Origin of the sequence: Nocardiopsis sp. TSRI0078 (genome assembly GCF_001905145.1) — a bacterium.
In the GTDB taxonomy this organism is placed as follows: domain Bacteria; phylum Actinomycetota; class Actinomycetes; order Streptosporangiales; family Streptosporangiaceae; genus Nocardiopsis.
Genome location: NZ_LWLB01000037.1, coordinates 148817 through 161920 on the forward strand (window position 1 = coordinate 148817; position 13104 = coordinate 161920).

General features: G+C 74.4%; 8 protein-coding genes. 4 read left to right on the forward strand and 4 right to left on the reverse strand.

Annotated elements, in window-relative coordinates:
• Nucleotides 1-948: an agmatinase gene (gene speB / locus A6A08_RS26490; protein WP_073705381.1), complete on the reverse strand. Its 948-nt coding sequence runs from the start codon at nucleotides 946-948 to the stop codon at nucleotides 1-3.
• Between the two features lie 84 nt (nucleotides 949-1032).
• Nucleotides 1033-2517 (reverse strand): sodium:solute symporter, encoded by a 1485-nt coding sequence (locus tag A6A08_RS26495; protein WP_073705382.1) that lies wholly within the window; start codon nucleotides 2515-2517, stop codon nucleotides 1033-1035.
• Between the two features lie 269 nt (nucleotides 2518-2786).
• On the opposite strand from A6A08_RS26495, the gene A6A08_RS26500 reads away from it, so the two are divergent.
• From A6A08_RS26500 to A6A08_RS26515, 4 genes are all read left to right on the forward strand, one after another.
• Entirely contained in the window at nucleotides 2787-4340 is a 1554-nt protein-coding gene (locus tag A6A08_RS26500; protein ID WP_073705449.1) for a PucR family transcriptional regulator, read from the forward strand.
• A gap of 435 nt (nucleotides 4341-4775) precedes the next feature.
• Nucleotides 4776-6074, forward strand: coding sequence for a GAF domain-containing protein (locus A6A08_RS26505; RefSeq protein ID WP_073705383.1), 1299 nt, complete (start codon nucleotides 4776-4778; stop codon nucleotides 6072-6074).
• A gap of 886 nt (nucleotides 6075-6960) precedes the next feature.
• The gene (locus tag A6A08_RS26510; RefSeq protein ID WP_073705384.1) at nucleotides 6961-8193 is read left to right on the forward strand and encodes a PLP-dependent aminotransferase family protein; all 1233 of its coding nucleotides are present in this window, start codon (nucleotides 6961-6963) and stop codon (nucleotides 8191-8193) included.
• A gap of 53 nt (nucleotides 8194-8246) precedes the next feature.
• The gene (locus A6A08_RS26515; RefSeq protein WP_073705385.1) at nucleotides 8247-9197 is read left to right on the forward strand and encodes a D-alanine--D-alanine ligase; all 951 of its coding nucleotides are present in this window, start codon (nucleotides 8247-8249) and stop codon (nucleotides 9195-9197) included.
• Nucleotides 9198-9250: 53 nt separating this feature from the next.
• Here the strand turns inward: A6A08_RS26515 and A6A08_RS26520 are convergent, their stop codons facing one another.
• A complete protein-coding gene (locus A6A08_RS26520; RefSeq protein ID WP_073705386.1) occupies nucleotides 9251-10240 on the reverse strand; it encodes a xanthine dehydrogenase family protein subunit M in 990 nt (329 codons plus the stop codon).
• Nucleotides 10237-12870, reverse strand: coding sequence for a molybdopterin-dependent oxidoreductase (locus A6A08_RS26525; RefSeq protein WP_073705387.1), 2634 nt, complete (start codon nucleotides 12868-12870; stop codon nucleotides 10237-10239). The genes A6A08_RS26520 and A6A08_RS26525 overlap by 4 nt, the downstream gene beginning before the upstream one ends.
• Nucleotides 12871-13104 lie beyond the last annotated feature (234 nt).

Below are 13104 nucleotides of genomic sequence, written 5' to 3' on the forward strand. Positions count from 1 at the left end.
TCAGGACCCGTGGTTCAGCGCCAGGACGCTGACCAGGTCGTAGGCCACGTGCGAGGCGGCGGTGGCCGTGATCTGGGCGTGGTCGTAGGCCGGTGCGACCTCCACCACGTCGGCGCCCACCAGGTTGCAGGTGGACAGCCCGCGCAGGATCTCCAGCAGCTCGCGGCTGGTCAGGCCGCCCGCCTCGGGGGTGCCGGTGCCGGGCGCGTGCGCGGGGTCGAGCACGTCGATGTCCACCGACACGTACAGCGGGCGGTCGCCGATGCGCTGGCGCAGCGCGTCGGCGATCTCGTCCACGCCCTTGCGCATGACGTCGGCGGAGGTGACGATGCCGAACCCGAACCGGCGGTCGTCCTCCAGGTCCCTCTTGCCGTACAGCGGGCCGCGGGTGCCCACGTGGCAGATGGCCTCGGTGTCGAGGATGCCCTCCTCCACGGCCCGGCGGAACGGGGTGCCGTGGGTGTAGGGCTCGCCGAAGTAGGTGTCCCAGGTGTCCAGGTGGGCGTCGAAGTGCAGCATGGCGATCGGTCCGTGCCGGCGGTACAGCGAGCGCAGCAGCGGCAGCGCGATGGTGTGGTCGCCGCCCAGGGTGACCAGGCGTGTGCCGGCCCGCACGAACTGGGAGGCGGCCTCGTCCAGGGTCTCCACGGCGTCGCCGACGGAGTAGGGGTTGACCGCGATGTCGCCGCCGTCGACCACCTGCGCGGTGGCGAACGGGGACACGTCCAGGCCCGGGTTGTAGGGGCGCAGCAGGCGGCTGGCCTCGCGGATGGAGGAGGGCCCGAAGCGCGCGCCGGGGCGGTAGGAGACGCCGGTGTCGAAGGGGACGCCGACCACGGCGATGTCGGCCCGCTCCACCTGGTCGATGCGGGGCAGCCGGGCGAAGGTCGCCGGTCCGGCGAAGCGCGGTACGAGGCTGGAGTCGGTGGGTCCGATCGGTGCGTTCATCGGGTGGTGGTGTCCCTCTCTCGGTCGGTGCTGTCGGTGGTGCCGCACGGCCGGCTCCTCACGCCGCGGCCGTGGGTTCCCTGGTCAGGCGCCGGTGGCGCCCGCGGGCTCGGTGTCCGGATCCTCGCCGGCGTCCCCGCCCCGCAGGCGGTTCTGCCAGGCGGTGAGCACGGCCGGGTCGGTGGGCGGGGTCAGCAGGCTCACGGCCACGTAGACCACCAGGGCGGTGCCCAGGCCCACGTAGATCGGCTCGTTGGCGAGCAGGCCGGTCAGGGCCATGGTGACGATGACGGCCACCGAGCCGGCGAGCATGGAGGCGAGGGCGCCCGCGCGGGTGCCGCGCTTCCACACCAGGCCGCCGAGGATGGCGACGAGCAGGCCGCCCACGAGCAGGTTGTAGGCCAGGGTCAGCGCGGCGACCACGTCCTCCACCGCCAGGGCCACGCCGATGGCGGCGATGCCCAGGACCAGGGTGAAGACGCGGTTGGCGGAGACCTCGTCGCCTCCGCGGCCGGCGCCCGGGGCGGAGCCGCGGCCCAACAGCCGTCGCACCTGCGGCCACAGGTCGGTGGAGGTCACCGTGGAGCAGGCGATGAGGGCGCCGCTGGCGGTGGACATCACCGCGGACAGGGCGGCGGCGATGACCAGGCCCGCCACGCCCACGGGCAGGGTGGCGTCCACCATGAGCGTGAACGCGTCGTCGGGGTTGGCCAGGTCCGGGAAGAGCACGGCGGCGGCGGTGCCGATGAGCGCGCCGCACACGCCGTAGACCAGGCAGTACACGCCGGCGCCGACGCCTCCGGTCCGGGCCACCTTGTCGTTGCGGCCGGTGAAGACGCGCTGCCAGATGTCCTGGCCGATGAGCAGGCCCAGGGAGTAGATGACGAAGTAGGTCAGGATCGTCTCGCCGCCGATGGCGGTGGGGCTGAAGTAGGAGGGGGCCAGCGACTCGCGCATCCCGGAGAAGCCGCCCGCCGACCAGATCGCGACCGGGGTCAGGATGAGCACGAGTCCGACGGTCTTGACCGCGAACTGGGCCATGTCGGTCATGGTCACCGACCACATGCCGCCCATCGTGGAGTAGAGCACCACGATGGAGCCGCCCAGGATGATCGCCACCGTGCGCGGCAGGTCGAACAGGCCGCTGAAGATGGTGGAGAAGGCCAGGGTGGAGGGCACCGTCAGCATGAAGGTGTAGCCCCACATGACCAGGCCCGAGACCACCCGGGAGTTGCCGCCGTAGCGCAGGTCCAGCATCTCGGAGACGGTGTAGACCCGCAGCCGGGAGATGCGCTTGGCGAAGAACAGGTGCAGGGTGAGGAGGCCGACGCCGATGGCCACGACCAGCCAGGCGCCCGAGATGCCGTAGGTGTAGCCCAGGCCGATGCCGCCGACGGTGGAGGCGCCGCCCAGGACGACCGCGGCCATGGTGCCCGCGTACATCAGCGGACCCAGGCGGCGGCCGGCCACCAGGTAGTCGGACCTGTCGCGTGTGCGGCGCATGCCCCACCAGCCCAGGCCGACCATGCCCAGCAGGTAGGCGGCGATCACCACGAGGTCGATGTGCATGGTGCTCCTGAACGAACGAGGGTGCGTGTGGGGAGTGAGCGGCGACGACGTTGGCGCAGGTCACACGAACTCCGGTCAGGTTAGGCAGGCACCAGGGCACGCTCCAGTGGACGAATCGCACAGTTTCGCTTCTTCGTATGGATGAGATATCCATGAAGTGCGGTCGTCGCACCCCCGTGCGAAGGCTCGGGAGGGCGTCGGCCTCGTCCGGCCCCGCCTAGCGGGGGAAGGTGTGGGCCACGGGCGGGGACGCGGACGAGGAGGAGGCCATGGGCGGGATCGTGACCCGGGCGGACGGCCGCACCGTGCCGCTGAGCACCGTCGTGGGCCGCCGTGACCTGGGCTTGGGCACGGTCGTGGCGGCGGGCGACCCGGGGATCGGCTGGGCGGTGGTCAGCGAGCTGGTCGACCCGGCCGCCTACCTGCGCGGAGGGGAGCTGCTGCTCACCGCGGGCGTCAACCTGCCCGGCGCCCGCGACGGGCTGCGCGACTACGTGGACTCCCTGGCCGCGGCCGGGGTCAGCGCGATCGGCTTCGGCGTCACCCCGGTACACGACACCGTCCCGGCCGGGCTGGTCGAGCAGTGCCGTGTACGGGGTCTGCCCCTGGTCGAGGTGCCCCGGCCCACGCCCTTCGCGGCCGTCAGCCAGGCCGTCGGCGCCGAGCTGGAGGAGCTGCACCTGCGCGACCTGCGCCGGCTCGGTGAGGCGCACCAGGCCCTGGCGCTCGCCGTCACCGACGACGCACCGGTGGACCGGGTCCTGCGCGTGCTCGCCGAGGTCCTCCACGGCTGGGCGGCCCTGGTCCGCCCGTCCGCCTCCGTGCCGGAGGGCTCCCACCGCACCACGGGCGCGCCGCGGGAGCTGGATCCGGAGCTGCGCGAGCTCACCGACCGGCTCACCCGGCCCCGGGGGCCGCGCAGTGCCAAGGCCCGCTCCGAGGGGGACGAGGTCTTCCTGCACACGGTGGGCACGCCACCGGAGGAGCACGGTGTGGTCCTGGTCGGCAGGGCCGAGCCGCTGGGCATCACCGACCGTGCCGTACTGCGTACCGCGACCGCCCTGCTGGAGCTGCTCGCACGCACCTCCCGGGGGAGCGCCCCGCCCGTTCCGGAGCGCCTGCTCACCGGGCTGCTCCTGGAGGGAGGGATCACCGAGGAGACCGCGCCGCTGCTGGCCGGGCTCGCCGCCCCCGGGGACGGGGGCCCCGCGTCCCCGGGGACCGGCGGGCGCGGCCCCGGCGCCTACCGGGTCCTGCACGCCCGCCCGTCCGGACGGGGACGACCCGCCCCGCCCACCACGCTGCCCCTGGGCACCCGTCTGCTGGAGGCGGACTCCGACCGGCTGCGCGCCGTCCTCGCCGACCGGGGCGACGCGGCCCACCGCGACCACCTGGACCGGCTGCTCGCCCACGGCTGGACCGCCGCCCTGAGCGGACCGGTGCCGCCGGAGGAGCTGACCGGCGCGGACCGCAGGGCCGCGGCCCTGCTCGCCCGTACCCGCGCGGTCGGCGGACCGCTGCTGGAGGAGGGCACCGACCCCTTCGAGGCCTTCCTGGCGCCCGCCGCCGACGACCTGGCCCGCCGTGTCCTGGGCCCCCTGGCCGAGGAGACCGACTCCGCCCGCGTCCTGCGCCGCACCCTGCGGACCTGGCTCACCCGGCACGGCAACTGGGACCGGGCCGCCGCCGACCTGGGCGCCCACCGCAACAGCGTCCGCTACCGGATCGGCCGGATCGAACGGGACCTGGGAGTGGACCTGGCCGACGCCGAGCAGCGCATGCGCCTGTGGTTCGCACTGACCCGCCGGAGCTCCGGCGACTGAACCAGGCACGGATCCGTCCGTTATCCGGTGAAAGTTTACTGACTGCGTATACGTGTGCCCGATGTCGTACCACCGCCTTTCTTGTCCGGCGGGTGCGCTGATCGGATGATAACGGCCTATTTCACGACTCCGGCCGCACTGCGGCTGATTCCTGCGGACAAGGCGGGGTGAACATTCCTCCGCCTCCGTTCCGCGCCGGGGCGGGCCGTGCGGCTTCCGTACCGGGACGCGGGGTCCCTTTTCGCTTTCCGTTGGTATCCGGTACCGAGAACACCGTCGGATCGGCGGACGGAGTGGGGCATAATCCGGTGGAGAGGCGGAAGCGGGGACGTTCCCGGCTCACGAAAGGAAGCGTATGCCCCTATTCCCCGGCCCCGTCGAAGCCGAAGCAGGAGATCCGTGAACGCCGCTGTGAAACCGAGGTCTGGGGGCCACATGTCGTTTCCTCCGCTGGACACGGCCCTGCCCACGGGGGCCGACGCCCGCAAGCACGCCCTCCTGCTCCGGCGGGTGCACGAGGCCGCGTTCTCCGGACGTCCGGCGCCCGCCCCGCTGCGCCCGGTCATCGAGGACTCCTGGGGGCGTACGCGCCGCTTCGGAATCGACCCCGACAGCGCGCCGCCGCCCCGGATGACGCGCCTGGAGGAGCTCCAGCACCACCGCGAGGCCTCCCCGATCGCCGAGGTCCTGCCGCTGATCCGCCGCTCACTCGTCTCGGTCGCCGACGAGGCCGACCACATCATGCTGGTCACCGACGCCTCCGGACAGGTCCTGTGGCGGGACGGGTCCCGCCGCATCCGTGCCGTCGGCGACCGGGTGGGGCTGGTGGAGGGCGCCTTCTGGAACGAGGGCAGCGCCGGCACCAACGCCATCGGCACCGCCCTGGCCGTGGGCCGGCCCGTGCAGGTCTACTCCGCCGAGCACTTCGTCCGGAGCCTGCACGCCCTCACCTGCGCCTGCGCCCCCATCCACGACCCCCGCGACGGGCGCCTGCTCGGCGCCGTCGACGTCACCGGCCCGGTGTCCACCATCCACCCCTCCACCCTGGCGCTGGTCAGCGCGGTGGCCCAGCTGGCCGAGGCGCACCTGCAGAGCATCCACCACACCCACCTGGAACGGCTGCGCTCGGTGGCCGCGCCCCTGCTGGCCGGGATGAACGAGCGCGCGCTGGTGGTGGACGACGCCGGGTGGACCGCGGCCGCGGTCCACATGGAGCCGGTCCGGCGGGTGCTGCTGCCCAAGTACCGGGAGGTGGGCACGGCCTGGCTGCCCGCGCTGGGGGAGTGTGCCCTGGAACCCCTGCCCGGCGGCTGGCTGGTCCGGCCCCGGCCGGTGGAGCGGTCCGCGCCCTCCACGGTCACCCTCGACCTGGCCGGGTCCCCGCCGACCATGGTGGTGTCCGGCCCCAGCGGGGAGTGGGCGCACCGACTCACCCCCCGCCACGCGGAACTGCTGCTGCTGTTGGCCGTGCACCGGGAGGGGCGCACGGGCGCACAGCTGTCCCAGGACGTGTTCGGCGCGGACGGGCACATGGTGACGGTGCGCGCCGAGCTCTCCCGCGTGCGCCGCCACCTGGGCGGCATCATCGAGAGCCGGCCCTACCGGTTCAGCGAGGAGGTGCGGGTCCGGGTGTCCGGGCCCGAACACCCGGAGGGCCTGCTGCCCGGCTCGGTGGCCCCGGGTGTGCGGGCGCTGCGCGAGGCGCTCCGCGGCGGAACCGCGCCATGGCTCTAGGAGACGGTGCCGCAACCTAGTGCAACCATTGCCGTCCGGCCGCCCGTGCGATGGACTGAGTGTGCGCGGCCCCGCACCGGTGGCGGTCGTCGGGCGAGAGAGGGCACGACGGGTCGGCCACCGGTGGGAATGTGGCACGTTCACGGCCTTCGGACCTTGAGGGGGGTCCCGGGGGAGAGACGGAAGAGGTGCCACGGGGGCTGGGAGTGGCCGCCCACGGGATTCGGGGGAACCCTGCGGCCACTGCGCTGGCGGTGCGTCCCGGAGGAGAGACACCTCCGGGGCGCAGCGTTGCGCGGAGACGGGTGGGGGCCCGTCCCCGCGCACCGCCCCGGGGCGGGACACGCCCCGGGGCGAGGCCCCCAGGAGGACGGAGCCCGCGCGGCCCCCGGGCCGGCGATCCCGCGGGGCCCTCCGGCAGCCGCTCCCCGGACGCGGGCGCGCCGAGCGGGAAAGACACGGTCCGTGTTCTGGCCACCGCCGCGTGAGTCGCCCGCGGAGGGTGGGTACCCCGGATGAAACGGGGTGAAGGGGGCGGACGTGACCGGTGTGGTGAACGGCACGGGGAGGGAGCCCCCCGTGTCCGCGTCCGTCCGCTGGGCTAGACTCTGTGCATTTACCGGGCCGCGTTCGCCCGCGGCCCGGACGATCCGACCGCCCCGGCCCTCCGCGGCCCGTACGCGGACGGGGCACCGCGTGAACCACGGGGGCGACAAGGACGTCGAACCCGGGACCGGCAAGTTCCCGGCCGACATCCCGTCGACCCCACAGACCGTCCTTCCTTCGGAGGTGGACCGTGTCCGCTGACCACCGAGAGCAGCAGCCCGGCCAACAGGGCTCGCGTATCGACCCGCACGTCGGCCGCTACGCACGCCGAGCACAGGGCATGGTCGCATCGGAGGTCCGGGCACTCTTCGCGGTGGCGTCCCGCCCGGAGGTGGTCTCCCTGGCCGGAGGCATGCCCAACGTCGCGGCGCTGCCGCTGGACCAGATCGGCGAACTGGTCAAGGACGTCGTCGCCGAGGAGGGCGCGGCCGCGCTCCAGTACGGATCGGCCCAGGGCGACCCCGTCCTGCGCGAGCAGCTCTGCGACTACATGACGCTGGAGGGCATCACCGCCAGCCCCGACGACGTCATCGTCACCGTCGGCTCCCAGCAGGCGCTGGACCTCATCACCCGCGTCTTCGTCGACCCCGGCGACATCGTCCTGACCGAGGCCCCCACCTACGTCACCGCGATCAACACCTTCTCCGCCTTCCAGGCCGACATCCGCCACGTGGGCATGGACGAGCAGGGCGTGATCCCCGAGGAGCTGGAGGAGGCGCTGGTCCGCGCCGAGCTGGACGGGCGGCCGGTGAAGTTCTTCTACACCGTCCCCAACTTCCAGAACCCGGCCGGGATCACCATGTCGGCCGAGCGCCGCGCCAGGGTGGTCGACGCCTGTGAGCGCCACGACGTGCTCATCGTCGAGGACAACCCCTACGGCCTGCTGCGCTACGACGGCGACCCCGAGCCCACCCTCTACTCCCAGAGCGAGGGCAACGTCGTCTACCTGGGCTCGCTGTCCAAGACGCTCTCCCCGGGCCTGCGCATCGGCTGGGCGCTCGCCCCGGCCGCCGTGCGGGCCAAGCTCGTCCTGGCGGCCGAGTCGGCGATGCTCAGCCACTCCACCTTCAACCAGCTGGTGGTGCGCCGCTACCTCGACACCTTCCCCTGGCGCGAGCAGATCAAGGCGTTCAACACCATGTACGGAGAGCGCCGCGACGCGATGCTCAACGCGCTGACGGCGATGATGCCGCAGGGCTGCACCTGGACCCGCCCCGAGGGCGGATTCTTCGTCTGGGCCACCCTGCCCGAGGGCATCGACTCCAAGGCCATGCTGCCCCGCGCCGTCACCGAGCGGGTCGCCTACGTCCCCGGCACCGGCTTCTACGCCGACGGGCGCGGCCGGGCCAACATGCGCCTGAGCTTCTGCTACCCCACACCCGAGCAGATCCGCGAGGGCGTGCGCCGCCTGGTCGGAGCCATCGAGGGGGAGGTCGACCTGCGTGATACGTTCGGCACCACCCTGGCCCCGAACTCCGAGGGTACGCAGACCCCCGCCGCCGACCTGCCCTGACACCCTCGCGAGGGCACTTCATCATGACAGCAGCACAGAAGGAGGTCCGCGCCGTGGCAGACCTTGACCGGGTTCTCGTTCTCGCCGGGGGCCTGTCCCCCGAACACGAGGTGAGCGTCCACTCCGGCCGCAGCGTCGCCGAGGCGCTGCGCCGCCTGGGCGTGGAGGTCCAGGTCGCCGACGTCGGCTCCGGCCTGCTGGAGCGCCTCTCCCAGGACCCGCCGCAGGTGGTCTTCCCCGTCCTGCACGGGTCGGCGGGTGAGGACGGCGCCATCCGGGAGGTCCTGGAACTGGTCGGAGCGCCCTACGTGGGCGCCCGCCCCGGCGCCTGCCGCCTGGCCTACTCCAAGCCCGCCGCCAAGGCGCTGCTGGCCGAGAGGGGCGTGCGGGTGCCGCGCGGCACCGTGCTGCCCAAGTCGGCCTTCCACGACCTCGGCGCTCCGGCGCTGGTGGAGCGGCTGGCCGACCGGCTGGGCCTTCCCCTGTTCGTCAAGCCCGACCGGGGCGGCTCCGCGTTCGGCGCCACCCCGGTCACCTCGGTGCAGGACCTGTCGTCCGCGCTGGTGTCCTGCTTCGCCTACAGCGACTCGGCCCTGGTCGAGGAGCAGGTGCAGGGCACCGAACTGGCCGTGGGGGTCCTGGACACCGGTGAGGGCCCGGTGGCGCTGCCGCCGGTGGAGATCGTGCCCGACGGCGGGGTCTACGACTACGCCGCCCGCTACACCGCCGGGCGCACCGAGTTCTTCTGCCCGGCGCGCCTGGAGGCCGACGCCGTCGCCGCCGCCACCGAGGCGGCGCTGACCGCGCACCGCGCCCTGGGCCTGCGGGACTTCTCCCGCACCGACGTCATCGTGGAGGCCGACGGCCGGGTCACCTTCCTGGAGGCCAACGTGGCCCCGGGCCTGACCGAGACCTCCACGTTCCCGATGGCGGCGGCCGCCGCCGGACTGGACTTCGCGGTCGTGTGCCGGGAACTGGCCCACCAGGCACTGCTGCGCGGTTAGGGGACGCGCGCGGGGGCCGCCTTCGTCCGGCGGCCCCCGTACAGCTCCACGCCCTACGCCTCCGGTGCGTCCAGGGCCCGTTCGAGGACGTCGCGCACGGTGGCGCGCAGCAGGTCCACCTTGTACCCGGTCGCGGGCAGCGGGGAGCACAGGCCGGCCAGGCCCTCCAGCGCCTCCTCCACGCCCGTGCCCAGCGGACTCCCGGGGCGCGCGCCCACCAGGGCGGCCTCCACCTCCGGCAGCCGCAACGGGGTACGCGCGACCCCGCCCACGGCCACCGCCGCCGAGGACACCGGGCCCGAGCCCCCGTCCGCGGGGGCCAGGCGGGCCACCGCCTCCACCAGCGGCCACTCCGCACGGGAGCGTCCGGTCGCCCGGCGGTAGGCGGCCCGCTCGCCCGGCACCGGGGCCGGCAGCGCCACCGACACCAGCACCCGGCCCGGCTCCAGCACGTGGTCGCGGGTCGGGTCGGCGGCGTCGTACAGGTCCGCCACCGCCATCTCCGTCCGTCGGCCGTCGGCCACCAGCACCGTCGCGTCGTGGGCCAGCAGCGCCACCGCCAGCGACGACGGGTGCGGCGCCACGCACGGCCCCTGGTCCACGACCACCCCGTACAGGTGGTCTCCCCCGCGCGCCGGGCAGGAGTCCCCGCCCGTCTGGAAGCAGTCGAAGGCCGGATTGCGCAGGTACCAGCACCGGTTGCGCTGGAGCAGGTTGCCGCCCAGGGTCGCGGTGGTGCGCACCTGCGGCGTGGCCAGCTCCCGGGCGGTGCGGGCCAGCGCCGGATAGGCCCCGGCCAGCCCGGGGTCCGTGTGGAGCTCGCCCACGCTGGTCAGCGCGCCCACCCGGGCCGAGCCGTCGGGGCGCCACTCCACCCCGCGCAGCTCGTCCAGACCGGACAGGTCCACCACGGGCGCGGGGGCCAGGACCCCCGCGGCCAGGCACGCCGTCAGGTCGGTGCCCCCCGCGCGCGCGAGGGCGCCCGTTCCGTCCAGCCGGGACAGGGCCCCGTCCAGCTCCTCGGGTCGTGCGGTGGCGGTCATCGGAGTCCCCCGATCAGTCGGTCCGGTCGGATGGGCAGGTCGTGGGGGCGCCAGCCGGTGGCGTCGTGCACGGCGTTGGCCACGGCCGCGGCCACGCCCACCACCGAGACCTCGCCCAGGCCGATCCCGGCGCCCGCGGCGTGTTCGAACCCCTCCTGGTGGAAGTACACCTCGGTCTCGGGGACGTCGCCCATGCCCGGGATCCGGTAGTCCTCCAGGTTGTCGGTGAGTACCACCCCGGTGGCCGGGTCGTGGCGGCGCTCCTCGAAGAGCGCGTACCCCACCCCCTGCACCACGGCGCCCTCGCACTGGTTGCGGGCCAGCCGTTCGGAGTACACGCGTCCGACGGCCAGCCCCGCCCAGCACCGTGTGGGGCGCACCCGGCCCAGCAGGGTGTCCACCTCCACCTCCATCACGTGCACGGCGCCGCTCATGCCCCGGCCCACGGCCAGGTCGTCCATGTCCGGGGACAGCGCCCCCCAGCGGTCGCGGCCGCGCTCACCGACCACCCGGACACCCTCGGCCGCGGCCAGCGCGTCCTTGAGGGCGTGCTCGGGGACCGGCCCCGACTCGGGGACCCGGGGCTCGTGCTCGCGCAGTGCGGCGCGCAGCCGGTCGGCGGCCTCGGCCGCGGCCGGCCCCATGGAGGTGGTGGTGCGGCTGCCGAAGGAGCCGGTGCCGTGCACCGAGGAGCTGTCGCCGATCTCCACACGCAGGTCGGAGGCGGGCACTCCCAGGCGGTCGGCGACCACCTCGCCCAGGACCGTGCGGATCCCGGTGCCGATGTCCTGGGTGGCCGAGCGCACCACCACGCCGCCGTCGCGCACCGACAGCTCCACCTGCGCCTTGGGCCCCATGAGGTAGAGCCAGTTGGAGGAAGCGAGGCCGACCCCGCGCCGGAACCGGCCGGTGCGCGCCCCGCGCGGGCGCTCGCGCCACAGGTCCAGGGCGGCCACCCGCTCGTACAGCGCCCGTCGCTTGGGGTTGCCGTCCCAGCGGCGGCGCAGCGACAGGGGGTCCTCCCCCAGCCGCCCGGCCATCGTGTCCACGGCCTGCTCCAGCGCCCAGGCCAGCGGTGCGCCGCCGGGGGCGCGCATGGGCTGTCCGGGCGGGCGGTGGGTGACGACGTCGAAGTCGCGCGTCCTGCGCGGGGAGCGCCCGTAGACCAGCATCGCGAGCGTGGCCGTGGTGGAGCCCACCGCGACGCCGCCGTCCCCGTGGGAGTCCACGCTCATCGCCGCCAGGTCGCCGTTCCGGTCGGCCAGCAGCGCCACACGGGTGCGCGTGGCGGCGCGGTGCCCGGCGTCGGTCAGTTCCTCGGCGCGGTCGAAGGACACGCGCACCGGGGAGTGGGCGAGCCGGGACAGCTCCGCGGCGGCCACCACGTCCGCCGACAGGCCGTTCTTGGCGCCGAAACCGCCGCCGACGTACTCGCTGACCACGCGCACCTTCTCCGGCGGCAGTTCCCAGCGCTCGGCGGCCTTCCGGGCGACCTTGGCCACCGTCTGGGTGGACACGCGCAGGGTCAGCGTGCCGTCGCGCTCCCAGGAGGCCACGCACACGTGGGGCTCCAACGGGGTGTGCAGCTGGACGGCGGTGGAGTACTCCTGGGCCACCAGGCGCGGGTCGTCGCGCTCGCCGGCCCTGCGCAGGCGCCGTACGGCGGTGGCACCGCGCCAGCTGGTGGAGGCCGGGCCGTGTACGTTGCCCCGCCAGGAGGACGGGGGAGTGGGGGCCTCGCCGTAGGAGGGGGCGGCCCGGCGCTGGGCGCGCGTGGTGTACACCTGCGGGGCGTCCTCAGAGCGCGCCTCGTCCGCGTCCAGTACGGCGGGCAGGGGATCGTAGTCCACCCGCACCGCTTCGGCGGCGGCCCGGGCCAGGGCGGCGGTGGGCGCGGCCACGGCGGCGATCGGCTGGCCGACGTAGCGCACCAGGCGCTCCTCGCCCAGCAGGTCCGTGAACACCGGCCGTCCGTCCGCGGGCTGGGGCATGGTCTCGCTCCGCGCCCCGCCGGGGTGGACGGACCGCACCCGTGCGTGGGCGTGGGCCGAGCGCACGATCACCCCCTCCCAGGTGCCCTCGGGAGCCAGGTCGCCGCTGAAGCGGGCCCGGCCGGTGACCTTGTCCAGGGCGTCCGCGCGCGGGGGGTCGCGGTCCGGTTCGGTGTCGAACTCCCCGGCGCAGGCGGCGGCCACGGCGGCGAAGATCCCCTCGTAGGCGCCGCAGCGGCACAGGTGCCCTGACAGGGCGTCGGCGATGCGCTCGCGGTCCGGGCGGACGTCGCCGTGCTCGGCGCGCCAGGCGTCGGCGAAGGCGGAGGCCTCCACCACGAACCCCGGCGTGCAGTAGCCGCACTGGAGCGCGTCGTGGGCGGCGAAGGCGCGCTGCACGGGGTGGTCCCCGCCCAGTCCCTCCACGGTGGTGACGGAGCTGCCGGCCAGGCGTTCGGCGGGCAGCAGGCACGAGGCGGTGGGGGCGCCGTCCACCAGGACGGTGCAGGCGCCGCAGACCCCCGTGCCGCAGGCGATCTTGGTTCCGGTCAGGCCGAGCCGGTCGCGGATGTGCTCGGCCGCGGTGGTGCCGGGGGAGTCGGGGGTGGGGGAGGAGGAGCCGTTCAGTCGAACGTTCATGGGAGCTTTCCTCGATACGAAGTTGACGGTGACAACTTAGGTGCGCCGTCACGGGACTGTCAACGAGGTTTCCGACGTGTGCGGCCGCATGCGCCGAAGACCCGTCGGCGTGCGCACCGGTCCCCGCCGCACCCGCCTGCGTGGATGGCGCGGCCGCGGCCGTCATCTGGTTGTTGGGCTTGCCTGTCGCTTTCTGTCGGGTTCTGCTCACAACATGCCAGGGCGGCCGCTACG

What these genes read in the sequence shown, in the direction of transcription:
- A6A08_RS26500 (WP_073705449.1), top strand. Translation starts at nt 2,787, where the DNA reads ATGGGCGGGATCGTGACCCGGGCGGACGGCCGCACCGTGCCGCTGAGC.
- speB (WP_073705381.1), bottom strand. Translation starts at nt 948, where the DNA reads ATGAACGCACCGATCGGACCCACCGACTCCAGCCTCGTACCGCGCTTC.
- A6A08_RS26510 (WP_073705384.1), top strand. Translation starts at nt 6,961, where the DNA reads ATGGTCGCATCGGAGGTCCGGGCACTCTTCGCGGTGGCGTCCCGCCCG.
- A6A08_RS26520 (WP_073705386.1), bottom strand. Translation starts at nt 10,240, where the DNA reads ATGACCGCCACCGCACGACCCGAGGAGCTGGACGGGGCCCTGTCCCGG.
- A6A08_RS26505 (WP_073705383.1), top strand. Translation starts at nt 4,776, where the DNA reads ATGTCGTTTCCTCCGCTGGACACGGCCCTGCCCACGGGGGCCGACGCC.
- A6A08_RS26525 (WP_073705387.1), bottom strand. Translation starts at nt 12,870, where the DNA reads ATGAACGTTCGACTGAACGGCTCCTCCTCCCCCACCCCCGACTCCCCC.
- A6A08_RS26495 (WP_073705382.1), bottom strand. Translation starts at nt 2,517, where the DNA reads ATGCACATCGACCTCGTGGTGATCGCCGCCTACCTGCTGGGCATGGTC.